We start from the raw sequence: 23445 nt of genomic DNA, 5'->3' as shown, positions 1-23445 counted from the left end.
CGACCATAACGTTAATCAAAATTAAGGGTGAAACACCATGCTGAAACATGCGTTAACCGTTTTTGGAATTTTCATACTGACCACTGTCCCGGCCCTGGCCGGGGAGGGTACCATAGACACAGGGGATACGGCGTGGGTGACCATGTCCACGGCCCTGGTCATGATGATGACCCCGGCAGGACTGGCCCTGTTTTACGGCGGACTTTCCCGGTACAAAAACCTGCTCAACACCATTGCCATGACCCTGACAGCCTATTGCCTGGCCTCGGTGGTCTGGGTTGCATGGGGCTATTCCCTGGCATTTGGAAAAAGCAGCTCCCTTTTTATGGGCAGCCTGGACCATTTATTTCTTGCGGGCATCGATATCCATTCGGTATCCGGCACCATTCCCACCCTGCTCTTTGTTATGTTCCAGATGACCTTTGCCTGTATTTCCGTGGCCATTATTCTGGGCTCTGTGGTGGACCGGATGAAATTTTCCGCCTGGATTGTCTTTACCATCCTTTGGGTCACCTTTGTCTATACCCCGGTGTGCAACTGGGCCTGGGGCGGAGGATGGATGCACAAAATCGGCGCCCTTGATTTTGCCGGGGGCAACGTGGTCCATATCAACGCAGGGGTCTCGGGCCTGGTCCTGGCCCTGGTCTTAGGAAAACGCAGAGGATACGGCAAAGAGGCCATGATTCCCTCGTCTATCACCTTTACCGCATTGGGGGCCGGACTTCTCTGGTTCGGATGGTTCGGGTTTAATGCCGGCAGTAAGCTGGCTGCCGACGGTGTGGCAGCCTCGGCCTTTATGGTCACCAATACGGCTGCTGCCATGGGCGGCCTTGCCTGGCTGTTTGCAGAATGGAAAATTGCCGGCAAACCCACCCTTCTAGGCCTTGCCTCCGGCGCCATTGCAGGGCTTGTGGGCATCACCCCGGCAGCCGGATTTGTCACCCTGGCCGGGGGCTTTGCCATTGGCAGTGTTTCAGGCATAATAGGATATTTCGGGGTCACGGTGCTCAAGCAGAAACTTGGGTATGATGATGCCCTGGACGCCTTTGGCATCCACGGGCTCTGCGGCATATGGGGAGCCCTGGCCACCGGGCTGTTTGCCTCTCCCTCGATCACCCAGGGGGCCTGCGGCCTGTTTTACGGAAATCCCGGGCAGATCGGTGTCCAGCTGCTCTCCATTCTGGGGACCATTGCCTTTTCCATTTTAGCCACCCTGGTTGTGATCTTTATCACCAAAATTCTGACCAAGGGGTTGAGGGTGGATCCTGACCATGAACAGATCGGTTTGGACAACGCCCTCCACGGAGAACGGGCATTTGAAATCGAGTAAAAAATTCCGGCCCGGGAGTATGATCCGACCCGGGCCGGCCATGATCATGATTTAAACGTTAAATTTTTTTATAATTGACGATACTGACGAATTTCCCTATCACAAAGAAATGAAGAATCTATCTGGAGACCCCAAAAAAGATCTGCCTTACAAAAGGCTTCAGCAGCATCTCAACGCCCAGCCCGTTGGATTCCCCCCCAGCCCCAAAGGGAGTGACATCAAGCTGCTCAAGCATATTTTCACCTCCCAAGAGGCTAGGATCGCAGCCTGCCTCAGCCATGAGCCCCTGTCTTTAGAGACTCTTTTTTCCCGGGCCAGGCATCTGGTCAATACCCGAGAGGCCCTTGAAACCTGTTTAACCACCATGGTCAAAAAGGGCGGGATTGAATATTACCTTAAGAACGGCCAGGGCTGCTATGGCAACACCCCTCTGGTGGTGGGAATGTACGAACTCCAGGCCCACCGGCTCACCCCTGAATTTATCCGGGATTTCAAAGCCTATACCTCGGAAAAAGGCTATGGCATCTCATTTCTGTCAACAACACTGCCACAGATGCGGACCATTCCCATCAACCAGACGATCACCCCACACCTGCCCATGGCTGATTTTGACGACATCCAAAGATTGTTAGAAACGGCCCGGCCGCCCTTTGTGATCCTGCCCTGTATCTGCCGCAAAAAAAAGGCCATGCTCAATGAGCCCTGCACCCAGACAGACCGGACAGAGACCTGCCTTGCCATGGGCGATATTGCCCAGACCCTGATCAAAATGGAAATCGGCCGAAAAATCCCAAGGCAGGAGGCCATGGAAATTGTTCAATTAAACCAGGAAGAGGGGCTGGTGCTCCAGCCGTCCAACACCCAAAAGATCGAATTTTTATGCGCCTGCTGCGGATGCTGCTGTTCCATGCTGAGTCTTCAAAAAGAACTGCCCCTGCCCCTGGACTTCTGGGCATCCAATTTTAAAGTGATCCTGGACAAGGATATCTGTGTGGGCTGCGGCAAATGTGCAGACCACTGCCAGACCGGTGCACTGACCATTGTCTTGTCAAAGGGTCAAGAAAAAAAACGATCTGAACCTATCCTGAATCCCAACCGCTGCATTGGCTGCGGCCATTGTGTGACAGCCTGCCCTGCCAATGCCCTCTCCCTGGCACCCCGGCCTTCAAAGTCCAGGCCCCCGGCAGACCGAAAGGCCTTGAACACCATTTTCCTGAAAGACAAAACCCCTTGGGCCCGGATAAAAGTCATAGGGAAATTGGCCCGGGCCATACTCATGACAGGGGATATCCGCCTGCTTAAAAAAACAGATTAGCCCAGCATGCCCCGGAAACACCGCAAGGGCGGATTGGAAAGACTTGTATCCAGGTGCAGCACCGGATTATGCCCAAAACGAATCTGAATTTTCTTTTAACCAGGCAGAGATTATCCGAAAAAAATCATCTTTTGCATATTTCTCCCTAAAAGGCGAATGACCACACTTGTCAAATTCATGGTATTCCAGCTGGGGGATATACGGTTTGAGAGAATCTCTGGTTCTGTTACAAAAAATATTTCCAGGACAAAGAGATCGTTCAGGCGTAAAATTTACGCAGCATAAGAAAACAGATTTTCGACGAATTCTTTCTGCTTTAAAATTTCTCCCTTCCTGATATTTTTAACTTGTCCTTTTCTGATCATGTTCATAATTTCATAGCCTTTTAGCGTCCGCCAGGCAGAATGAAATGTCTTGAACCCCATACCAGCTCTGACAAGCTTTTTGATAAACCGGTGATCTTGCTCAATAATATTGTTCAGATATTTATTCTGTCTTAGGATACAGTCCTTATTCAGAAGCTTTTTTTCTTTCAAAGCCTTTACTGCCGGAGGATATGCAGGATTTCCGTCAACACTCAGAACCCGAGGTCTGGAGCTATTGGAAGCTCGCAGCATCTTTTTAAAAAATCGTTTGGCAGATTCCATATTACGTCTGCTGCGAAGAAGAAAATCGATGGTATTTCCACGGGAATCGACCACTCGGTAAAGATACTTCATTTTCCCCCGCACCTTGATATATGTTTCATCAATACGGTAAGAATCATTTGATTGCCGCAGATACTTCCTGCTTCGCTTTTCCATTTCAGGAGCATAGCACTGAACCCATCGGTAAATGGTACTTTGATCCACAGACAAGCCCCGTTCTTGCATCATCTCTTCCAGATTCCTGTAACTCAGTTGATATCTCAGGTTCATCAGAAAATCGCGTACCTGGACTGAGAAACATCACTGGGAAGGCAATAACACAGTAAGGATTTTTATGCTTGAAATGATGGTGTGAACATGATCATGTTCTAATTTTTTTGTGTTATTCGCACAAAATCGGAGAATGAATTAATGTCCACAAGCTTCATATACCATGCCTTTGGCCTTCGTGACTACTTTTATAAAACAACACGTTTCATCGGTGGAATAATCACTTTTGAACTCATACCAAAACCGGAGGCGGTAAAATGCCCGGAATGTAATTCCAGGTCCGTCACCAGGAAAGGGATTGTGACAAGAGATCTCAGAACAATACCGGTAGGTTCAAAACCCGTGATTCTCAGGACGGCTATCCAGAGAATTTGGTGTTCGTTCTGTCAATTTGTCCGGCAAATCAAACTATCCTTTGCCCAGGAGGGGAAAAGCTATACCCGGGCTTTTGAACGGTATGTCTTGGAGTTGTCTCAGTTCATGACAATCAAAGATATTGCCATCCATTTAAGGATCAGCTGGGATACGATAAAGCAGATCCAGAAAGAAGACCTGCTGAGGCGTTATCGAAAAATCCCCCTTGAGAAAGTCCGGCAGATTGCCATAGATGAAATTTCCATAGGGAAAGGGCATAAATACTTGACCATCGTGATGGATCTGGAATCCGGTAGAATTCTGCACGTGGGAGAAGGAAAAGGTGGTGAAGCTTTGAAATCTTTTTGGACAAAAGTGAAAATATCGAAAGCAAAAATCAAAGCCGTCAGCATCGATATGTCCCCGGCATACTTGAGTGCTGTTATTGAAAATCTTTCTGGTTCAGCAATTGTCTTTGACAGATTTCATGTTGTTAAATTGTTCAATGAGAAACTGTCGGATTTCAGGCGAAAGCTCTACAACCTTCTTGCCAATACCGGGCAACAAAAACTTCTGAAGGGAGTCCGGTGGCTTTTGTTAAAAAATCCCGAAAACCTCAGTGATGACAAGAAGGAGGCCCAACGGTTAGAAGAAGCATTGAAAATAAATCAGCCGCTATTGGTAGTCTACTACATGAAAGAGGAACTCAGGCAAATATGGAATCAAAAGAAAAAAGAAACAGCTGAAAAGATAGTCAGCAATTGGATCAATCTGGCCAATATTTCCAAAATTTCAATGTTGATGAAATTTGCCAAGACCTTGGCTGTGCACAGGCAAAGAATCCTTTCATACTATGATTACAGGATATCTACAGGTCCTTTAGAAGGGACAAATAACAAGATAAAAACCATGAAACGGAAAGCTTATGGATACAGGGATTCGGAGTTTTTCAGGTTGAAACTTTTGGACCTTCACAATAAAAGGTACGCATTAATCGGATGAACCATATCTCAGATACCAGCGAACATTCAATAGGATGATTTCTTTTTCATAATGACGCCACTTGAAAGGGTTTTCATTTTTCATACTATCTCTCTGCAAACAAATTAGTGCCAAAACGGACTTGTATCAGACATTAATAATTTTTTGCAACAGAACCCTCTTGAGTGTCATCCGGGTGAACACGCCGAGTTAGGAGAGTTGGTTTCCATTGACGGTAGTCTCATAAATGCAGTCCTTTCAATGCACTGGGCGAACTACAGAAAAGGAAGTAAAAAAGCCAAAGTACATTGCGGATTTGACATTAATCACGGAATCCCAAACAAAATCTTTTTGACTGAAGGCAACGGCGCTGAACGCACCTTTGTTCCCAAAATAGTTTCCAAGGGGCAAACAGGTGTTATGGATCGTGGATATCAATCCCATAAAGAATTTGACCTGCTTCAGGAGCAAGGCAAACATTTTGTCTGCCGTATAAAAACCAGGACAACAAGAACAATTATTGATAACCACGAGACCCCTTCCGACAGCTACATTTTTTATGATGCACTGGTTAAACTTGGTACTCCGAATCAAAACCAGACGAAAAGGCCTGTTCGGGTTGTTGGCTATAAAATTGCTGGCGTCAAATACTATGTGGCAACTGACAGGCATGATTTAACAGCGGAACAAATAGCAACAATTTATAAACTCCGGTGGACCATTGAGGATTTTTTCAAATGGTGGAAAGAACATCTGAAGGTATATCATCTCATTGCCCGCAGTGAATACGGCCTTATGGTTCAGATTCTTGGCGGCCTTATCACTTACCTGTTACTGGCAATCCATTGCCAAAAACAGTTTAATGAAAAGGTCACGATCAAAAGAGTTCGGCAGCTGCGAACCGCCATTCTAAATGACCTGTTTGGCTGCGAGGAGCAGGGCTCTCATAGTTCAAACAGGGACAATATTGTCAAAGATCAAAAAATTATTGAGCAAGCAAAAACCTAACCGGACATCACTGAGTAACTTTTTTTAAAACAAAAAATGTTGCGGATAATACCCATCAGCACCCAGGCCATGTCCATGCCCTAATACCACCACAGTCTCGGAATTGTCTGATCTGACCTATAAAGATTTGCTTTTTTGGCAAGAAGGGCTCTGCCTCAGTCATCTGGAAGAAAATCTTCAAAAATACCATACACGCTCTGGGAACGATGGGTAAAATGTATGGTATTATTTTTTCCTTTTACTGGCTCTTTGTCGGTGACCGCTCTTTTGCAGGGATGAAAATTCCTCTGCCAGGGACTGCTGGGGTGCAAGAAGGTTATCCAATGGCGCACTGGATAATATCCACGGCTTTATCCACGGAGAGGGTGCCGGTGTTGAGGATGAGATCATAATGGCGGGATTTTCAACGTTGGAGTTAAAATAGCGTTTCACAAAGGCTATTCTGTCGGCATCTGTGCTGTTCATCTTTTTAAGGGCATCTTCATAATTCAGGTCCCAGGTTTCCTGGATATGCCTGAGCCTGACACGTTCCGGTCCAACAATCCTGATTTTCAGGGCATGGGTTTTTTCCAGGGCAAAATTAGCGCCCCTGCCTAAAATAACGGCATTCCCGTGTTTACCGATGGTATTTAAGATTCTGAGCAGCAGTTTTGAATACTCGTCCGGCCAGAGGTGATGATCGCTGACAAAATTGGATACAATGTCGTCCACCACGTTCATGGCCTTTTCATCCAAAGATTCAAGCAAGATCCTGGAGCTTTTAGATGTTTCAATCATAGCCTCAAGGATCTGGTGGTGAAAAAGATCAAACCCCAGGGCCGCTGCAAGTTTTTCACCCACCTTCTGCCCCTGGGAGCCGCATTCCCTTGAAATGGTGATAACCCGGCATGTTTGGATTTCTTCTGGCAATCGGGTCTTTGATAATTCCCATTGCTTTATCTGCTCATCAATAATTTTATGAATGGACCGGTTCATGGGATCCTCCTTTTTATTATCGAATAAATAATATTCATATAATAAACTTTACTCATTCGAATATCAATTGGATTAATTCCTTTACCGTCCAATACGATCTTTTATGTCAGGCTTTCTTTCATTCCAATATTGAACAATATAAACCAAAGAGCTTTCAACTCATCGAGTTTGAAGCATTACAGACCGCATCTCTATAGCATCAAACAATAAAAAACGCCCTGCACCAGAGACTCCTGAGTGCAGGGCGTTTATCACTAAGCTTTAGTTATTCTTTAATAATCCAAAGAAGAGACCTCCAGGGCGTGCTTCTGGATAAAATTTCTTCTGGGTTCAACCTCTTCGCCCATGAGCAGGGTGAATATTTCGTCGGCCTTTTCAGCATCTTCAATATCCACCTTGAGCATGATCCGTTTTTCAGGATTCATGGTGGTTTCCCAGAGCTGGTCCGGATTCATCTCACCCAGACCTTTGTACCGCTGAATATTGATTCCTTTTTTGGCCTCTCCCATGAGAAAGAGGAATAGATCTTCCAGGTTATCAAGGGTATTGACGATTTTGGCATCCGCCTGCTTTGAAGAGAGGGCAAAGGGCGGCTGGTCAAATAATTTGATCTTTTCATAGGCGGTGCGCATTTTCTGGTAATCCGTGCTTCTCAGGATTTCCCGGCCCACCCGGATAAATTTTGTCTTGCCGGTCTCATCTAAAACATCCATCTCATAGATGCCCCGTTCCGCATCAAACTCAATATCACCGGTGATATACTTATCCTTGGGCAGGTGTTTTGACAAGGCTTCCAGATTTGACTTATCTTCCAAGAAAAGCTTGGAGTTAACCTTGTTTTTCACCAGGATCATGAGCAGGTCTGTATTAAAATCTCTTTTTTTCAACAGATTTAAGGATTCGGAATAGCTGGTCATATTTAAGAGAAATTCATAAAACTCCTCTTCGCTCAACGGATCTTTATTGCCGTTGATCACCAGATGTTTCTGGGAGGAAATCCTGCGGACCAGATAATTTGAATACTCTTCTTCATTTTTCAGGTAAACACCGGTTTTCCTTGACCCCACCCGGAATAAAGGGGGCTGGGCAATATACAGATACCCTTTGGAGACCAGCTCGGGCATCTGGCGGTAGAAAAATGTCAGCAGCAGGGTCCTGATATGGGAACCGTCCACGTCGGCATCGGTCATGATCACGATTTTATGATACCGGATTTTTTCAATATCATACTCTTCCTGGCCCACGCCTGTGCCCAGGACCGTGATGATGTTTTTGATTTCATCGCTTCGCAAAATCTTGTCAAATCTTGCCTTTTCCACATTTAAAATCTTGCCCTTAAGGGGAAGAATGGCTTGGAAACGACGGTCCCTGCCCTGTTTGGCAGAACCGCCCGCAGAATCACCCTCGACCAGGAAAAGCTCTCTTTCAGCAGGATCTGCAAACTGGCATTCAGCCAGCTTGCCCGGCAGGGAAGAGTCTAAAAGCGTGCCTTTTTTCCTGGCAAGCTCCCGGGCTCTTTTGGCGGCATCCCTGGCCCTGGCCGCATCCACAGCCTTGGCAATGATCTTTCTGGCCACGACGGGATTTTCCTCCAGGTATTGGGATAATTTTTCATTGAGCAGGGATTCCACGATCCCCTTGACCTCATTGTTGCCAAGCTTGGTCTTGGTCTGGCCTTCAAACTGGGGCTCCATGAGCTTTACCGAAATGATCACGGCAAGCCCCTCTCTCATATCATCCCCGCCGATCTTTATATTCTGCATATTTTTGGGCAGGTTATTGGCCCCGGTAATATAGGAGTTCACCGTCCGGGTTAAGGCCCCTTTAAAGCCGGACACATGGAATCCGCCTTCAATGGTTCTGATATTATTGGCAAACGAGTATAGTTTTTCCTTAAAGGTGTCATTGTACTGAATGGCCACCTCGATCTGCACATCTTTTTTATCCCCTTCAATGTGGATGGGCTCATGAAGGGCGGTGCAGGACCGGTTAAGATATTCCACAAAAGAGACAATCCCGCCCTCATAGAAAAAATCTTTTTTTTCAGCCGAGCATTCGTCTTCAATGATGATCCTGACCCCTTTGTTTAAAAAGGCCAGCTCCCGCATCCGTCGAACCAGGGTCTCGTAAATGAAATCATTCTCATTCATCACGGTAAAGTCCGGGGTGAAAATAATTTTGGTTCCCCGCTTTACCGTGTCGCCGGTAATGGCCAGATCCGTTGTTTTAATGCCTTTTGAATAGGTCTGGGTGTATATTTTACCGTTTTTATAGACCTCCATGGTCAATTTTTCAGACAGGGCATTTACAACGGAAATTCCCACCCCGTGAAGCCCGCCGGAAACCTTGTAGGAATCCTTGTCAAACTTGCCGCCGGCATGGAGTTTGGTCATGACCACTTCGCAGGCAGGGATATGTTCGGTTTCATGCATTTCAACCGGGATCCCCCGGCCGTTGTCTTCCACACTCACCTTCATATTTTCGTGGATGGTCACGTTAACCGTGTCGCAATGACCGGCCATGGCCTCGTCAATGCAATTGTCCACCACCTCGTAAACCAGATGGTGCAAGCCTTCCAAGTCCACGTTTCCAATATACATGGAAGGCCGTTTACGGACCGCTTCAAGACCTTCTAAAACTTTAATGCTGCCCGCACTATACTCTTTTGTCACTGTATTTTTATTCATGATATATGCATTGCCATTATTACGCAGATAAGGTTGTCATCATCAAGGCTCTTGATGATGCATGGGCTTTTACTGTCTTTGATGTTCAGAGCTACAATGGAATCCTCGAAAAGATTGAGGGCATCCATGAAATATCTCGGGTTGAATGCGCTCTTGATCTCCTCTCCTAAAAATCCCACCATGAGCCGTTCCTTGGATTCACCGATTTCAGGATTGGTAATGGTGACCGTGAGTTCATTTTCAACAAAGTTGAGAACCACGCTTTTATAATCCTCGGAGGTGAGGATGGATACCCGCCGCATAAGGGTGGAAAAAAGGGTTCTATCCACTTCAATGGGGGTCATTTCCGCATAATTGATAATGGGCTTGTAATCCGGGTAATCCCCGTCCAAAAGCTTGATCATAATGGATTCATCCGCCCGCTTAAAAATAAAATGATTATCCTTGATCCCCAGATTAATGGTTTCCACACCTGAATCAATGAATTTACCCAGCTCTGACAATCCTTTTTTGGGTATGATCACCCGGTCATCCCCCAGGTCAAGGTCACCGGTATAGGGTACATCAAAGCTGTGCAGCCGTCTTGAATCCGTTGACACCACCCGGAGCCTGTCCCCCTGATCGGTTTCAATTTTTTCAATCAAAGAGCCTAACACATAAATGCGTTTCTCATCTCCCTGGAAATTGACCACAGATGAAACAGAGACCATTTTTTTAAGGTCTTTTGAGGCCACCTCAATGAAGTTTACATTTTCAATCACAGGGGTTTCAGGAAAGTTTTCATAATCCGAGGAAACAATATGATAGATACTGTCCCCGGTTCCGATTTCCACCCACCGGTTTTCCACTTCATTAACAAAAATTTCATTCTCAGGGTATTCTCTGATGATTTCAAAGAATTTTTTGGCATTGATGGATAAAATCCCCTCGGTTTCAACCTCAGCCTCATAGGTCCCGGTAAATACCGTTTCAAGATCATTGGCCGTGATACTGATCTTAGAGCCAAATGCCTTGATCAGAATATCCGATGTAATGGTCAGGTTGGTTTTTCTCCCTGTAATCCCCTGAATCTTTGATAAGATTTCCAGAATATCTTTTTTGTTAAACGAAAATTTCATTTAGATTCCTTTTCCTTAGTTTGCATATCCTTGAAAGTCTATATTAAAACCTTTTTTTTATCAATTACTAAACCTTGGCCCGGATAAAAATTTTACCATCTTATCAAAAGATCTGTATAAAAATAAAATTTTGATCCATGCATTTGTTTTTTTTTAAGTCTGCTGTTGTTTTATTATTTAATTCTTTAAAAAAGAACAACAACAATAATAAGCTGGTTTTAAATGTTCATAACTTTTTAATATACTGAAATTTAAAGAATAATATGTGTGGTTCCGGTTTAAAACCCGGTTTAAAAAAGATTTAAAACCCGGCAGTTTTGTTCACTATTTTGATTGGGTTTAAAAGATTCAAGTTTTGAACATTTTATGATCATGAATGGATCCATTGCTTAATGGCTTGAAATTCTGTGGATTTCCACTCATCTGATATTCTGTTTTCAATATATTTTAAAAACAGGCTGTCAATAACCTGGGTAACCTTGAGTATTAAATAGGTTTTTTCAATGACCATGCCTTCAATTTCATCTTCAGATGCCGAGGTGTCTATGGTCGGGGTTTTTAAGCCGGTAAAATTAAAGCTCTCCCCTTTGATGTTTAACTTGTACTCTTCTTCTCCGATTTTGCAGATCAGGTTCATATCCGTGACCCATGCCCCTTTTTTAAGAGCTGTGGTGCCCTCTTCAAGGCCTGCCTGGTCGCCTTTTATGGTAATTTTTTCCTTGGATTTATCTCCCAGGTTGTTTTCAAGGCTCAAAGAATTGCCGATTTCAAGGCTTATGGGCTCCTGAATTCCTGCAAGGGCGGAGATGTTCTGATCGGTTTCAATGAGATACCAGACCCAGGTTAAAAATTCATTGCCTAAAAAGGAATATTTATTATACGCGGTTGCAATATCAAGCATGATTCACCTTTTAATATTTAAGGGGGGAAAGGGTCATAATACGGTCTTTTTGATCATTTGAAAAAGATCCCAGTTTTTCCACCATGGTATAGGGAAAGATCCGTATGGGTTTATGGTTGAAGGATTTTAAAAACAGGGTTTCAAACAATTCATTGGCTGCTTTCTGGGTGGTGAACAGGATCAGGGTTTTTTCCTCATAACTCCAGAGCACATCGTAAATATTGGGAACCGAGGGAATCTTGTGCATGAGGATATCAATGACCATTTCCTTGATTTCCGATTTTTCATTTTTTGAGATAAATTCCCTGCCTGACTCTTGTTTTTTTTTCTCTATTTCCAGGGCCATGTGTTTTTGAACCACTTTGGCCGGAACTGATTTTTTATCAATGCGCAGGGAAAAGAGAAAATAGGTGCCGAATATAAAGGAAAACTTTTCAAAATCCGGATTGTACGGACTTTCAAACGGGGTCCACCCGGCTGAAATTTCATCATATTCGCTTTCAATTTTTGGAATGGCATTCTGGATCAGGCCCTCCCGGACCTCTTCCATAATACTGCCGTCAAATGATCCGTCTACACAGTACCGGCTCATGGAATGGGTGGATGAGATCAACCCCATATTATCTCCTTAAATTATGGTTATTATTCAAGATAGAATCTGTTTTAAAACTAGGCATAATATCATATTAAGAAGGGAATGAACAGGTGTTGATCCATCCTTGATCAATTGATTTTACCGGGCCATCGCATGTAACTTTTATTAAGATCTGCCGAGGGGATTCCGTTAAATCTTAAGCGGTCGTCCTGACTGCTTAAGAAGCGGAAATGATCGGACCTATGCCGTCCTGGCGGGCCGCTCATTTACGCCACTCCACCCCCTTCACCCCATCCCAGCCTGACACTCCTGGTTTGCTATAATAATTGGATATTGGGTTCCGTGAAGACGAAAGCAGAGTCAGAAAGTGGAACTCTCCTGAGAATTTTGCAGCAATTCGGCACATTGCATTAAATTTATTACGGAAGGTTCTGTTGCAAAAAATATTTCCAGGACAAAGAGATCGTTCAGGCGTAAAATTTACGCAGCATAAGAAAACAGATTTTCGACGAATTTTTTCTGCTTTAAAATTTCTCCCTTCCTGATATTTTTAACTTGTCCTTTTCTGATCATGTTCATAATTTCATAGCCTTTTAGCGTCCGCCAGGCAGAATGAAATGTCTTGAACCCCATACCAGCTCTGACAAGCTTTTTGATAAACCGGTGGTCTTGCTCAATAATATTGTTCAGATATTTATTCTGTCTTAGGATACAGTCCTTATTCAGAAGCTTTTTTTCTTTCAAAGCCTTTACAGCCGGAGGATATGCAGAATTTCCGTCAACACTCAGAACCCGAGGTCTGGAGCTATTGGAAGCTCGCAGCATCTTTTTAAAAAATCGTTTGGCAGATTCCATATTACGTCTGCTGCGAAGAAGAAAATCGATGGTATTTCCACGGGAATCGACCGCTCGGTAAAGATACTTCATTTTCCCCCGCACCTTGATATATGTTTCATCAATACGGTAAGAATCATTTGATTGCCGCAGATACTTCCTGCTTCGCTTTTCCATTTCAGGAGCATAGCGCTGAACCCATCGGTAAATGGTACTGTGATCCACAGACAAGCCCCGTTCTTGCATCATCTCTTCCAGATTCCTGTAACTCAGTTGATATCTCAGATACCAGCGAACATTCAACAGGATGATTTCTTTTTCATAATGACGCCACTTGAAAGGGTTTTCATTTTTCATACTATCTCTCTGCAAACAAATTAGTGCCAAAACGGACTTGTATCAGACATTAATAATTTTTTGCAACAGAACCCAATAAAGCCTTTATTGCCGATAATCAGGCGGCGATTCTGGGGGGACGAAATATTGGGAATGAGTATTTTCAGGCAGACCCTGACATTGAATTCAGTGACCTGGATGTGCTGGCCATAGGCCCCGTGGTCCGGGATGTCTCCCTTTCCTTTGATAAATATTGGAATAGTGAACTTGCCTATCCTGCCACCTCACTGGCTAAAAAAGCACCCCACAAGGAGACCGTTGAAACCTATCGCCAGGAGATGGAAACCTTTATTCGTGACCATGAAGGATCTGCCTATGTCAGGGCCCTGGCCTCATCTGACCTGGCCTCCCGGCTCAAGCTTGGCCAGGCTGAATTTTTCTGGGGCAAGGCCGTTGCCGTATATGATGAACCTGAAAAAATTTCAGCCTCCAGGGAGCGGACCGATATCCATTTGTCCAGCCGGCTGGCACCCCATTTTGACCGGGTGGACCAGGAGCTGATTATTTTTTCTCCCTATTTTGTGCCGGGGAAAAAGGGGGTTGAGTATCTGGCTGATATTTGCCGCAGGGGGATCCGGGTGAGGGTCTTGACCAACTCTTTGGCCTCCACGGATGTTTCCCTTGTCCATGCCGGTTACAGCCGCTATCGAAAGGCCCTGCTCAGGGCAGGGGTTGAATTGTACGAATTGGATAAAAAAATTTCCAGGCAGGAAAAAAAGAAGAAAAAAGGAAAACTCGGGGCATCCAAAGCCAGCCTGCACACTAAATCCTTTGTTTTGGACAGAAAACAGGTGTTTATCGGCTCTTTAAACCTGGATCCCCGGTCTGTGATTGAAAATACTGAAATCGGCCTGATTCTGGATTCACCTGAAATCGGAAGAGGGATGGGGGAGTGGTTTGATACCCATGTGGACAAGATTGCCATTGAACTGGAACTGAGACAAAATCAGACCGGCCCGGATCAGATTCGCTGGCACCGGCAGGAAGACGGAAAAAACAAAGTCTACCTGAGAGACCCCCACACCTCATTTTTCAAGCGCTTGGGCATTGATCTTTTGGGAATGCTGCCCATTGAATCTCAACTTTGATGGTGCTTTTTAAGCCCTTTTAAACTGGGCAATGATGGGGTTGTGGTCGGACAGGGTTTTACAGTTTACTGCCTGGATGGATTTGAGGGTGATGCCCCGGTAATAGATCCGGTCCAGAAGAAACCCAAACCATTGTTTGATGTGGTGTTCGTTTTCAGGGATCCCGTAGGTGAGGCCTAAAAGATCTGTAAAATGGTCCAAGACTTTTTTTCTGGACCGCCGCCAGCAGTTAAAGTCCCCAGCCAAGACAATGGCCCCCTCATAGGCCCGGAGCAGGTCGAACAACCTTGCAAGTTCCCATTGGTACCAGGCCAGGGACCTGAAATTAATGGCGTGAAGGTTCACCACCATCAGGGTTTCTTTGTCTTTGAACCGGTAAATGGTGATCAAGGCGTTTTTCGGAGTAAAAATCAAAGGCTCCTTGGCATGGGTCATGTGGAAGCTGCTTTTGTGGGGATCTGCATTGGCTGCCGTGATCACCCCGGAGTAATGGACGGGCAGACGGAGATTGGCAGCTGCCACATAGGGAAACCCTGCAACGGAGATGAGGGCATCGGAAAACCGGGCCTCCTGAAGCAGGATAAGATTCAGGCCATGAAGGGATTTCCACTCTAGAATCTGGTCAATGAATTCAGGTTTTAAATTTTCCTTGTGAACATTCCAGCAGAGAAGAGAAAATTGTTCCGGAATAACGGTATTTTCAAAAAATACCGGGGACTGAACCAGGGGAGAGGCAGGGATCAGCATCTTATAACAGGGGGGCGAATATTCGCATGAGGTTTTCGCCGGCCCGACGCCATCGGCCGGCCTGAACCATTGTTCCCCGGCACCTTGTCAGCAGCTGTTTCATCCATTTTTCGCAGCTTAGGATGGCCTGGGGGGAGTAGATGAAACTTACGGCCTCATAGTTTAAAAACAGGCTTCGCTGGTCAATATTGGCCGATCCCATCATCACCCCCCGTTTGTCCACTAAAATGGCCTTGGCATGGATCATCCCGTCCTGAAATAAATGGACTTCAATACCGCTGGCATCCAGGTCCCGCATAAAGGACGACCGGCCTAAGTCGGCAATCAAATGGTTGGAGTTGGCCGGGGTGATGAGTTTGACATCCACCCCCCGGTGTCTGGCAATGATCAGGGCCTGGAGCAGGCTTTTGTCCGGTACAAAATAGGGGGTGACAATCCAGATCCGTTCCCTGGCCGAGAAAATGGCCGAGAGCAGGGCTTCATAAAGGGCGTCACTGGCAATGTCCGGGCCGGAGGGTACCACCTGGATGCCGGTGTCACCGGCCGGGTCGGGCATTAGTTTTGGCATTTCCAGGGTCGCAGACGAGGTGTGGTTCCAGTCCTGGGTGAAAATTTCCCGGTAATGGAATACCGCTGGTCCCTGGATCTCAAATAGAATGTCGATCCACCGGTCCTTGCAGGGGACAGGTCCCATATATTCCCTGGACAGGTTCATTCCCCCTGCCATGACCCGGGTATCGTCAAACAAAAATATTTTTCTATGGTTTCTTAGGTTGATATAGTTCTGGAACGGCCTGGCCAGCAGGGGCATGTAAAAGGCCACCTTTCCCCCGGCCTGTTTGAGTTTTTTTAAGGGACATTGGAATAGGTAAAGGGGAAGAGAGCCGATGCTGTCAATGAGCAAACGAACATCCACCCCGGTTTTGGCTTTCTGGGTCAGGGCAAATATAATGGACCGGGCCACATCATCGGAGCTGAACACATAGGTGGATATCAGGATATTTTTTTTGGCAGACCGGATATGCTCCATGAGCGCCTGGTGCGCCTCTACCCCGTCCGGATAAAATTCAAAGGTATTGCCAAGAGTGGCCCCTGCAATGCCGTTGTTCCTCAGAATCAGATCAATCTGGGCTGCGTCTTCTTTTGGCACTTCCTGCCTGCAGGCCAGCATCACCTTGGATTTTTTCTTTCTTTTTAATTTTCTGCTTCGGAAAATAAAGTAGAGTGGCACCGCAATATAGGGCAGGAGAATAATGGCCAAAAGCCATGCAATCATGCTGGTGGGTTCTCTTCGCTGGTAGACCATATGCCCAAGAGCACTGAGCACAAGGATATCAACCACAATGGTACCTACATGAAATACAAGTATGTAGATCAGGTTCTCATTCATTCCCTTATATCCTTGTTTTTCTTTACATAGCCGAATTCTATTTCAAATTGAAGGGAAATGCCAGGGGTGAAATGAAAGTCTTCATCTCGGGGAAAGGCAATCTGGGGGGTTATTTCATATAACAACCAGTCCCGCCATATCCGCTGTCTGTAGCTCATGCTCAATACCGTGCTGGTTACCCGGTGGCAGGGCCGGGATTCAAATCCCGTGGCCCACTCGTATCGTATTGCCCGCTTGGGGCTTAAAAACTGGTGAAGGGAGGTGCTCACCCCATAGGTGGGGCTGTTATCTTCTTTTTCATACCAGTCCCAGTCCGTGGACAGGCGGAAAAGATATTTTTTGGAAAATTCCCGGTCAAAGTCAAGAGTTGATCTGAGCTCCCACTTGTCCCTTGAATACCACCGGGCCCGCTGGATCAGGCGAAAGTCCCAGTTTTCCATGGGCCGGAAAAATCGATACCTGTCGCTTGTGTAGATCTGGAGCCGGGTGGAAACCCTGACCCCGCCGCTGAATCTGAGGTTATGCCTTTTGGTGGCCCGGTAAATGTATTGAAGGGCACCGTGAAATTTGTTGTTTCGGTCCTGTTCATACCCTTCCAATGGGATGTCAAGGGCAGATCTGTTCCAGTCGTTCTCATCATCAATATTACTGGTGAACAAAAGGCTGAACCTGGTTTCGGCCTTGGGCAGCTTCAGTCTCAACGAGATTCTTAACCTGGTTTCCAGGTCTTTGTTTTTTTCATACCCAATGGCCGGCCGGATCATCAGCCGGGTCTGGTTGTCCTCCAGAAGAAATCGTTCATCTGAAAAAAAATCATCAAAATAAAGGGCCGAACTGATAATGGTTTTTGACACCTTTTGGTGAAAGGTGTCTATTTTTTCTCCAAGGTCTGAAGGGCTGCTTTGGGCATCTGCTTCAGGCGTGGAGCACTCTGCTGCCATGGCCCCGGAGGGCATTAGCAGGAAAAAGAGCAAGGTCAGAAATAGAACTTGCTTCATCTCTCCGATTATGGGTTCAATGGGGTGAAATCAAATTTTTGTCCCCCAATGGACGCCTCGTACATGAGTCCGCCCTTGGCATGGACAAACACGGCCATACCCTTAAAATAGTTGATGTCTGCCTGGACCCCGGTTGCAGGACCGGCACTGGCCCCGGCAGTTCCGCCTTCGGTTCCGGCCTTGGCCTGGACCCCTGCGGTAATGGCCACGGCAGAGACCGAAGCATCAAACTCGAAATCTCCGGAGATAAATTCCGTATATGATCTTTGGTCCTGGAAAAAAATGATCTGGGAAAAGGCCTGGCCGCCCAGCTGGAATCCAATGCTGAGTTTGGACATCATAACCGTTCCGGTCAGGGTGCCGTGTTTATAAACTCTGCCCTTGCCAAAGGATCCCCCGACCACGATTCCGCCTTTGCCCACAGTGGGGAACACGGCATATCCATAGCAGTTTTTTAAAAAAGGCTGAACCGCATCTGATTTTTTAAAGACTGAAATGGTGTTGGAAAATGAATCTGCATGTGCAGGTGTCCAGATCAGGGTGATGAGTGCAAGGATCAATAAGTTAAGCTTTAAATGTTTCATAGAGGTCTCTCCTTGGTCGTCTATGCCGGCATTCCGGCAGAGTACCGTCACCTTTGTTTATATTCAGGTGATTCGTATTTTAGGCCACTTCTATTAATTGTCTTTTGGCGCTGTTTCTTTGTTGCAGGCAAATTTGAATCCTCGAAATATTCAATATATTCATCTGGTTAAAATTTACCTGCGCCTATAACTCAAACCAAAATCCTGATTATCAGAGGTACCCTTTATTCAACAAGTTTTCTGGCAAATTCAATGACCCTTGTCTTGATGGCGTCATCCATTTGATCCGGGGTGGTGCAGCCGCCAATGAACAATTCTCCGGCGAAGACGGCTTTGTGGGGATTCTGGATTCTGGAAAATGCGGTAAAGGCCGCCTCTGCATTGTTGTCCCAGGGGCCTGCCCCTGTCATTAACAGGGCCTGGCGCTGTCCCTCGACCAGGGAGGCATGGCCGGGTTCATGGTAAAGGGTGTACAAACTGTAGGTCCGGTCAATAACGGCCTTGAGCTGGGCATTCACCCCCCAAAAATAAAGGGGAGAGGCAAAGATCACGGCCTGGGCATTCACCATTTTTTCAAGAATTTCCGGGATATCGTCTTTTTGAACACAGCCGATTTCATATGGTTTTTTTTTGCAGGCAGCACATCCCAGGCAACCCTTAAGAGACTTGTCACTCAGGTATACGGATTCCACCTCATGGTCCAGGCTGATCAGTTCCTGTTCTGCAAAATCAAGCGCTTTTGCTGTATTGCCTTTTTTTCGTCCACTGCCCTGAAGGGTTAAAATTTTCATTGAATGCTCCTGTTTATTTTATGTTTGGAAGATATTCTAGATGAAAAAACGGATTTGTCAAATAAATAAAGAGGGTCATAAACGATCAGGACAAACGAATCACCAGCCAAAGGTCAGCGGATGAAAAACCATTCATTTTCTGAAGAGAGGCGTTCTTCATATGCATATCCTTCAATGGCAATTTTTTTCATCTTTCCGGGCCGGGTGATTCTCTGCTGGATCATATACCTTGCAAAATATCCCCTGGCCTGTTTGGCCTGGACCGGGATGTTTTTCAGTTTTTTTTCGGTCTGTTCCCTGAACTGGAACGAGATCATCCTTTTTTTCAGTTCTTTGGAGTTCAGGATGCTGCTGTACTCGTCCGAGGCCAGATTTACGATGGGCTCGTTTGGTTCGAGCAAGGCTTCAAACCAGGGAATCAGCTTTTTTTTCCAAAAAATTTTAAGCCCCTGGCCGTTAATTTTAAGGGGGGTGTTGAAATCCAGGCGGTAGGGCTTGATCCGGTCCAGGGGGGAGACCACCCCGTAAAGCCCTGAAAAAATTTTTAAATGGGTGTTGGCAAACCCAAGCGCTTCATGGGTAAAGTCCTGGGGTCCAAGGCTTTTAAAGGCCTCTCCCTGGAAGAGAAAAAGGGCAGGGCCGGAACGGGCGTTTTCAAACCCTTGAATCAGGGCTTTGGTTTTCAGGGCCAGCCCATCACTGATCTTGAAACATTTTTTAAGGGAGGCCGTATCCATGGGGGAAAGGGCCTGGATCAACGCCCTTGCCTCCTGGTCAAATTCCGGTATGTCAAGACCCGGGTCCTTGGGCCATCTGTCCGGGCCCAGACCTTGGTTTGGGCCTGCTGCCATGGTCTTGGCAGGCGAAAGGATGATTTGCATTCTATCTTTTATGGCAGGCCTTGCACGAGACAGGTCCTGATGCGTTTTCGGCTTTTTTCTCGGCCCTGTGGCATTTGATGCAGGTTTTGTTCATGACCTGCTTTTTTTTCAGTTTGCTAGCCTCCTTGGCCGCTGCAAGGGCCCCTTCTTTCTGGGGAAAACTTGAATGGCAGACCTGGCAGTCGCCGACAACACTCTGGTGAAGGTGGTGCTTGAATTCAACTGAACCGGTTTTTCCTCCGTCCAGGGTCATGATTTCTCTGCCCTGTCCGGAAAATCCCAATGTCGTGGCAACCAGGGTGCAGATGCCGATGATAATCAATGTTTGTCTGGTCATGTTTATCTCCCAATGAATTAGGTAAAAGAATTTATAAAAAAATAGCACAGCCCCAAGAAAAAAAACAGGGAAACATGGGGTTGTCTCTCTTTTAACCGAACCCATTCCCTGGTATGATAGGCGCTTGCTAAAGTGTCCAATTAAACCAGGCAGAAAGGAAAATCCATGTTCAGGAAGATGAGACGAAAAGATAAAAAAATCTCCGGCCAAGAGGTGATTGATATTTTAAATTCAGGAAAAGAAGGGGTGCTGGCAACCATGGGTCAGGACGGTTATCCCGGTTCTGTTGCAAAAAATTATTAATGTCTGATACAAGTCCGTTTTGGCACTAATTTGTTTGCAGAGAGATAGTATGAAAAATGAAAACCCTTTCAAGTGGCGTCATTATGAAAAAGAAATCATCCTGTTGAATGTTCGCTGGTATCTGAGATATCAACTGAGTTACAGGAATCTGGAAGAGATGATGCAAGAACGGGGCTTGTCTGTGGATCACAGTACCATTTACCGATGGGTTCAGCGCTATGCTCCTGAAATGGAAAAGCGAAGCAGGAAGTATCTGCGGCAATCAAATGATTCTTACCGTATTGATGAAACATATATCAAGGTGCGGGGGAAAATGAAGTATCTTTACCGAGCGGTCGATTCCCGTGGAAATACCATCGATTTTCTTCTTCGCAGCAGACGTAATATGGAATCTGCCAAACGATTTTTTAAAAAGATGCTGCGAGCTTCCAATAGCTCCAGACCTCGGGTTCTGAGTGTTGACGGAAATTCTGCATATCCTCCGGGCGCATTCCTATTTTCCCGGTTTTAAAAAGGCCTGTCTTTTAGAGCAAAAAGAATGATATCCTCTGTTACGCTGAAATGAACATAAATGGATTGTGCTAATGAAGAAAGCTGAAGATTGTAATACTGTTGATGAAGTCCTTGCATGCCTCAAAAAACTGGAAGAAGATCCAAATCGCTTGGTTCGTAACGCTAACGAATTAGAACAGATGGAGCAGGAAATCCTTGAGTATACAAATCGGATAAGCGCCTTTTTTTTAAAAAAAAGATCCAGGCCTCAGTAGATTCCTCTGAACAGGTCGACCAAGAAAAAGAATTGATGTCCAATTGGCCGGGACGGATGAAAAGCGAAGGGCTTGAGACAGTTTGGATTCAGCTTTGTACAGATAGTTCGGTTGATATTCATGTTCGATACTATCGAAGGTCCTGTGACCGCCGAAAAGGAAAAAGATATAAAGGTGCATACGCTGGTTTAATCCTTCTTGGAATCCATGATCGCTGCTCGCCTGCTTTGGCTTCTATGGTGAGTTCTTGGTCAGCCTTATTAAGTTCTTTTGAAGAAGTCCGTCAAGTGCTTTGTGACCGTGGGATGACGTTGGGTATAAAGGTCATCCGTAAACTGACCTATCGGTACGCAGAGCGGGCTCGAGCCGAACAACAAGCGGGCCGAATCCCATTAAATGATGGAGATTTACTTGAAGGGCGGCGAGTCGTTATCAGCACTGATGGTGGCCGCACTCGGCTCAGAGAGAAGAAAAGGGGACCAAAAACCCAAAAGGATAGAACCCGATTTCGTGGGGCATGGCGAGAACCCAAGCTTTTGATCATTTATGTAGTGGACGCCCATGGAAAACAAGAAAAAAGCTTTTCACCATTTATTGATGGCTGTTTCAATGGACCGGATGGTGTATTCCACTTGTTAAAGGGTTATTTGAACTCCCTTCATATTCAGAACTCAGACAAAATACTGTTTGTTGCAGATGGGGCACATTGGATTTGGAATCGAATCCCCGGACTGCTAAAAGCATTGGGTTTGGCTCCTGAGCGTGTGTATGAACTTCTCGATTTCTACCATGCAGTTGAGCATCTGGGTACAGTAGCAGGCTTAAGGAAGACCTGGTCATCCAAGGAACGCAAACGCTGGGTATCGAAGCAGCGAGGTCTTCTGCTGAAGGGAAAGGCGATTGAGGTGGTACAGGCCGTCCAGAAGCTTTGTAGAGGCAGAAACAGTAAGGCTATCAAGACGGAACGGGATTATTTTGTGCGCAATGAACTGAGGCTTAATTTCTCAACTGTAAAAGCGTTGAACTTACCTATTGGCAGCGGTGCTATTGAAAGTTCGATTCGGAGAGTCGTGAATTTACGTCTTAAAGGTCCATGCATCTTTTGGTATCGGGAGAATGCAGAAAAAATGATTATGCTGCGATCATTTTATAAAGCAGGGCGTTGGAACTGCCTGAAGCAGATGGCAAACATGCACAATCCAGTGCCAGCGGTATAACCGGGAAAATGGGAATGCGCCCTATCCTCCGGCAGTAAAGGCTTTGAAAGAAAAAAAGCTTCTGAATAAGGACTGTATCCTAAGACAGAATAAATATCTGAACAATATTATTGAGCAAGACCACCGGTTTATCAAAAAGCTTGTCAGAGCTGGTATGGGGTTCAAGACATTTCATTCTGCCTGGCGGACGCTAAAAGGCTATGAAATTATGAACATGATCAGAAAAGGACAAGTTAAAAATATCAGGAAGGGAGAAATTTTAAAGCAGAAAGAATTCGTCGAAAATCTGTTTTCTTATGCTGCGTAAATTTTACGCCTGAACGATCTCTTTGTCCTGGAAATATTTTTTGCAACAGAACCGGGCCAGAAGGTCTCTGGAGATGGCATGGGTTTTTTCCGCAGCCTTGTCCCAGTGGGTCCATTGGGGAGAGGGAATAATCAGGCTGCAATACCGTGTGTCCGGCCCTAAAGCCAGGCCGATTTCAATGGGGTAGGATTGACTGCCGAATCCCGAGGCTTCCACATCCACAATATAGGGCCTTATGGTTTTTTTATTCTTTTCCATACAAAGATCAATCAAACCGGTTAAAGGGACAATGGCGTTAAGGGTATATAGTTTTGCCTGCAAATGCAATGGGCGTAAGCGGCCCAAATCCACCGCCTAATTTCATATTTGTTTAAATATTGGGATGTTCTGTGCTTTCCTGGCCATCAGCAAGGTACCATATTTTAGGCGCCAAGCGAGCGACGAGTGAGGTGTATAAGTCATACTCCGAAGGGAGGAGCAAACCCAGGCAACGAAGAAGATGGTATTTTGATGGTGGATCAGGGGCGGGCAACCCTGGGGACAATACATGGGCACGGCTGCTTGGTTTCTTGCTAAACTGTTATGCTTAAAATTTTGAATGACTGTATCTGTTCCAGGGGCGTT

The 23445-nt window shown here is 45.8% G+C and carries 23 protein-coding genes and 3 pseudogenes; 10 read left to right on the top strand and 16 right to left on the bottom strand.

Features of this window, described 5'->3' with window-relative positions; translation table 11 throughout:
* Positions 1-37 precede the first annotated feature (37 nt).
* Both HUN05_02820 and HUN05_02815 read left to right on the top strand, forming a co-directional pair.
* Positions 38-1330 carry an ammonium transporter gene (locus tag HUN05_02820; GenBank protein ID WDP84224.1) on the top strand — a complete coding sequence of 431 codons (1293 nt, stop codon included), beginning with the start codon at positions 38-40 and terminating at the stop codon, positions 1328-1330.
* A 109-nt stretch (positions 1331-1439) separates the two neighbouring features.
* Positions 1440-2645, top strand: coding sequence for a 4Fe-4S binding protein (locus HUN05_02815; protein WDP84223.1), 1206 nt, complete (start codon positions 1440-1442; stop codon positions 2643-2645).
* Between the two features lie 272 nt (positions 2646-2917).
* On the opposite strand, the gene HUN05_02810 is transcribed toward HUN05_02815, so the two are convergent.
* Positions 2918-3562, bottom strand: coding sequence for an IS6 family transposase (locus HUN05_02810; GenBank protein WDP84222.1), 645 nt, complete (start codon positions 3560-3562; stop codon positions 2918-2920).
* Positions 3563-3703: 141 nt separating this feature from the next.
* On the opposite strand from HUN05_02810, the gene HUN05_02805 reads away from it, so the two are divergent.
* Positions 3704-4918, top strand: a complete 1215-nt coding sequence (locus tag HUN05_02805; protein ID WDP84221.1) for an ISL3 family transposase — start codon at positions 3704-3706, stop codon at positions 4916-4918.
* Between the two features lie 3 nt (positions 4919-4921).
* On the opposite strand, the pseudogene HUN05_02800 reads toward HUN05_02805, so the two are convergent.
* Positions 4922-5002: pseudogene (locus HUN05_02800) on the bottom strand (IS6 family transposase).
* A 96-nt stretch (positions 5003-5098) separates the two neighbouring features.
* Here HUN05_02800 and HUN05_02795 point away from each other — a divergent pair.
* Positions 5099-5905 (top strand): annotated as a pseudogene (locus HUN05_02795) (IS4 family transposase).
* 316 nt (positions 5906-6221) lie between these two features.
* Here HUN05_02795 and HUN05_02790 read toward each other — a convergent pair.
* The 6 genes and pseudogenes from HUN05_02790 to HUN05_02765 all read right to left on the bottom strand — a co-directional run bounded on the left by HUN05_02790 (position 6222) and on the right by HUN05_02765 (position 13372).
* Positions 6222-6880: pseudogene (locus tag HUN05_02790) on the bottom strand (cytidylate kinase-like family protein).
* 272 nt (positions 6881-7152) lie between these two features.
* On the bottom strand, positions 7153-9567 hold the full coding sequence (gene gyrB, locus HUN05_02785) for a DNA topoisomerase (ATP-hydrolyzing) subunit B (protein ID WDP84220.1): 2415 nt from the start codon (positions 9565-9567) through the stop codon (positions 7153-7155).
* Positions 9564-10685, bottom strand: coding sequence for a DNA polymerase III subunit beta (gene dnaN, locus HUN05_02780; protein ID WDP84219.1), 1122 nt, complete (start codon positions 10683-10685; stop codon positions 9564-9566). The genes gyrB and dnaN overlap by 4 nt, the downstream gene beginning before the upstream one ends.
* Before the next feature lie 370 nt (positions 10686-11055).
* The gene (locus HUN05_02775; protein ID WDP84218.1) at positions 11056-11586 is read right to left on the bottom strand and encodes a hypothetical protein; all 531 of its coding nucleotides are present in this window, start codon (positions 11584-11586) and stop codon (positions 11056-11058) included.
* 10 nt (positions 11587-11596) lie between these two features.
* Complete coding sequence (gene rdgC / locus HUN05_02770; protein ID WDP84217.1) at positions 11597-12205, bottom strand: recombination-associated protein RdgC; 609 nt, start codon at positions 12203-12205, stop codon at positions 11597-11599.
* Positions 12206-12661: 456 nt separating this feature from the next.
* A complete protein-coding gene (locus tag HUN05_02765; GenBank protein ID WDP84216.1) occupies positions 12662-13372 on the bottom strand; it encodes an IS6 family transposase in 711 nt (236 codons plus the stop codon).
* A 179-nt stretch (positions 13373-13551) separates the two neighbouring features.
* On the opposite strand from HUN05_02765, the gene HUN05_02760 reads away from it, so the two are divergent.
* Positions 13552-14499 (top strand): hypothetical protein, encoded by a 948-nt coding sequence (locus tag HUN05_02760; protein WDP84215.1) that lies wholly within the window; start codon positions 13552-13554, stop codon positions 14497-14499.
* 9 nt (positions 14500-14508) lie between these two features.
* On the opposite strand, the gene HUN05_02755 is transcribed toward HUN05_02760, so the two are convergent.
* From HUN05_02755 to HUN05_02725, 7 genes are all read right to left on the bottom strand, one after another.
* The gene (locus tag HUN05_02755; GenBank protein ID WDP84214.1) at positions 14509-15246 is read right to left on the bottom strand and encodes an endonuclease/exonuclease/phosphatase family protein; all 738 of its coding nucleotides are present in this window, start codon (positions 15244-15246) and stop codon (positions 14509-14511) included.
* Between the two features lies 1 nt (position 15247).
* A complete protein-coding gene (locus HUN05_02750; GenBank protein WDP84213.1) occupies positions 15248-16636 on the bottom strand; it encodes a PLDc N-terminal domain-containing protein in 1389 nt (462 codons plus the stop codon).
* Entirely contained in the window at positions 16633-17634 is a 1002-nt protein-coding gene (locus HUN05_02745; GenBank protein WDP84212.1) for a hypothetical protein, read from the bottom strand. The genes HUN05_02750 and HUN05_02745 overlap by 4 nt, the downstream gene beginning before the upstream one ends.
* An 8-nt stretch (positions 17635-17642) precedes the next feature.
* A complete protein-coding gene (locus HUN05_02740) occupies positions 17643-18218 on the bottom strand; it encodes a hypothetical protein (GenBank protein ID WDP84211.1) in 576 nt (191 codons plus the stop codon).
* Between the two features lie 224 nt (positions 18219-18442).
* Positions 18443-19009: a flavodoxin family protein gene (locus HUN05_02735; protein WDP84210.1), complete on the bottom strand. Its 567-nt coding sequence runs from the start codon at positions 19007-19009 to the stop codon at positions 18443-18445.
* Positions 19010-19122: 113 nt separating this feature from the next.
* Positions 19123-19890 carry a YaaA family protein gene (locus tag HUN05_02730; protein ID WDP84209.1) on the bottom strand — a complete coding sequence of 256 codons (768 nt, stop codon included), beginning with the start codon at positions 19888-19890 and terminating at the stop codon, positions 19123-19125.
* A gap of 1 nt (position 19891) precedes the next feature.
* On the bottom strand, positions 19892-20227 hold the full coding sequence (locus HUN05_02725) for a cytochrome c3 family protein (protein ID WDP84208.1): 336 nt from the start codon (positions 20225-20227) through the stop codon (positions 19892-19894).
* A 165-nt stretch (positions 20228-20392) separates the two neighbouring features.
* Between HUN05_02725 and HUN05_02720 the strand changes: the two genes are divergently transcribed.
* From HUN05_02720 to HUN05_02700, 5 genes are all read left to right on the top strand, one after another.
* Entirely contained in the window at positions 20393-20530 is a 138-nt protein-coding gene (locus tag HUN05_02720; protein WDP84207.1) for a hypothetical protein, read from the top strand.
* A 49-nt stretch (positions 20531-20579) separates the two neighbouring features.
* Positions 20580-21041 (top strand): IS6 family transposase, encoded by a 462-nt coding sequence (locus HUN05_02715; protein ID WDP84206.1) that lies wholly within the window; start codon positions 20580-20582, stop codon positions 21039-21041.
* 73 nt (positions 21042-21114) lie between these two features.
* Entirely contained in the window at positions 21115-21297 is a 183-nt protein-coding gene (locus HUN05_02710) for a hypothetical protein (protein ID WDP84205.1), read from the top strand.
* Positions 21298-21353: 56 nt separating this feature from the next.
* Positions 21354-22514: a hypothetical protein gene (locus tag HUN05_02705; GenBank protein WDP84204.1), complete on the top strand. Its 1161-nt coding sequence runs from the start codon at positions 21354-21356 to the stop codon at positions 22512-22514.
* Positions 22515-22557: 43 nt separating this feature from the next.
* The gene (locus tag HUN05_02700; GenBank protein WDP84203.1) at positions 22558-22821 is read left to right on the top strand and encodes a DDE-type integrase/transposase/recombinase; all 264 of its coding nucleotides are present in this window, start codon (positions 22558-22560) and stop codon (positions 22819-22821) included.
* Between the two features lie 3 nt (positions 22822-22824).
* On the opposite strand, the gene HUN05_02695 is transcribed toward HUN05_02700, so the two are convergent.
* Positions 22825-23142 carry a hypothetical protein gene (locus tag HUN05_02695; GenBank protein WDP84202.1) on the bottom strand — a complete coding sequence of 106 codons (318 nt, stop codon included), beginning with the start codon at positions 23140-23142 and terminating at the stop codon, positions 22825-22827.
* Between the last annotated feature and the right edge of the window lie 303 nt (positions 23143-23445).

It is taken from the genome of Desulfobacter sp., assembly GCA_028768545.1.
GTDB lineage: Bacteria > Desulfobacterota > Desulfobacteria > Desulfobacterales > Desulfobacteraceae > Desulfobacter.
The sequence above is the reverse complement of the archived record's forward strand: the minus strand, read 5'-3'. Positions and strand labels throughout refer to the sequence as shown.

Excerpts from the sequence above, each read along its gene's own strand:
- HUN05_02740 (WDP84211.1), bottom strand. The coding sequence starts at position 18,218 with ATGAAACATTTAAAGCTTAACTTATTGATCCTTGCACTCATCACCCTG.
- HUN05_02745 (WDP84212.1), bottom strand. The coding sequence starts at position 17,634 with ATGAAGCAAGTTCTATTTCTGACCTTGCTCTTTTTCCTGCTAATGCCC.
- HUN05_02815 (WDP84223.1), top strand. The coding sequence starts at position 1,440 with ATGAAGAATCTATCTGGAGACCCCAAAAAAGATCTGCCTTACAAAAGG.
- dnaN (WDP84219.1), bottom strand. The coding sequence starts at position 10,685 with ATGAAATTTTCGTTTAACAAAAAAGATATTCTGGAAATCTTATCAAAG.
- HUN05_02720 (WDP84207.1), top strand. The coding sequence starts at position 20,393 with ATGTTCAGGAAGATGAGACGAAAAGATAAAAAAATCTCCGGCCAAGAG.
- rdgC (WDP84217.1), bottom strand. The coding sequence starts at position 12,205 with ATGGGGTTGATCTCATCCACCCATTCCATGAGCCGGTACTGTGTAGAC.
- HUN05_02805 (WDP84221.1), top strand. The coding sequence starts at position 3,704 with ATGTCCACAAGCTTCATATACCATGCCTTTGGCCTTCGTGACTACTTT.
- HUN05_02820 (WDP84224.1), top strand. The coding sequence starts at position 38 with ATGCTGAAACATGCGTTAACCGTTTTTGGAATTTTCATACTGACCACT.
- HUN05_02730 (WDP84209.1), bottom strand. The coding sequence starts at position 19,890 with ATGCAAATCATCCTTTCGCCTGCCAAGACCATGGCAGCAGGCCCAAAC.
- HUN05_02765 (WDP84216.1), bottom strand. The coding sequence starts at position 13,372 with ATGAAAAATGAAAACCCTTTCAAGTGGCGTCATTATGAAAAAGAAATC.
- HUN05_02775 (WDP84218.1), bottom strand. The coding sequence starts at position 11,586 with ATGCTTGATATTGCAACCGCGTATAATAAATATTCCTTTTTAGGCAAT.
- HUN05_02735 (WDP84210.1), bottom strand. The coding sequence starts at position 19,009 with ATGAAAATTTTAACCCTTCAGGGCAGTGGACGAAAAAAAGGCAATACA.
- HUN05_02750 (WDP84213.1), bottom strand. The coding sequence starts at position 16,636 with ATGAATGAGAACCTGATCTACATACTTGTATTTCATGTAGGTACCATT.
- HUN05_02705 (WDP84204.1), top strand. The coding sequence starts at position 21,354 with ATGAAAAGCGAAGGGCTTGAGACAGTTTGGATTCAGCTTTGTACAGAT.
- HUN05_02715 (WDP84206.1), top strand. The coding sequence starts at position 20,580 with ATGAAAAATGAAAACCCTTTCAAGTGGCGTCATTATGAAAAAGAAATC.
- HUN05_02725 (WDP84208.1), bottom strand. The coding sequence starts at position 20,227 with ATGACCAGACAAACATTGATTATCATCGGCATCTGCACCCTGGTTGCC.
- HUN05_02710 (WDP84205.1), top strand. The coding sequence starts at position 21,115 with ATGAAGAAAGCTGAAGATTGTAATACTGTTGATGAAGTCCTTGCATGC.
- gyrB (WDP84220.1), bottom strand. The coding sequence starts at position 9,567 with ATGAATAAAAATACAGTGACAAAAGAGTATAGTGCGGGCAGCATTAAA.
- HUN05_02810 (WDP84222.1), bottom strand. The coding sequence starts at position 3,562 with ATGAACCTGAGATATCAACTGAGTTACAGGAATCTGGAAGAGATGATG.
- HUN05_02755 (WDP84214.1), bottom strand. The coding sequence starts at position 15,246 with ATGCTGATCCCTGCCTCTCCCCTGGTTCAGTCCCCGGTATTTTTTGAA.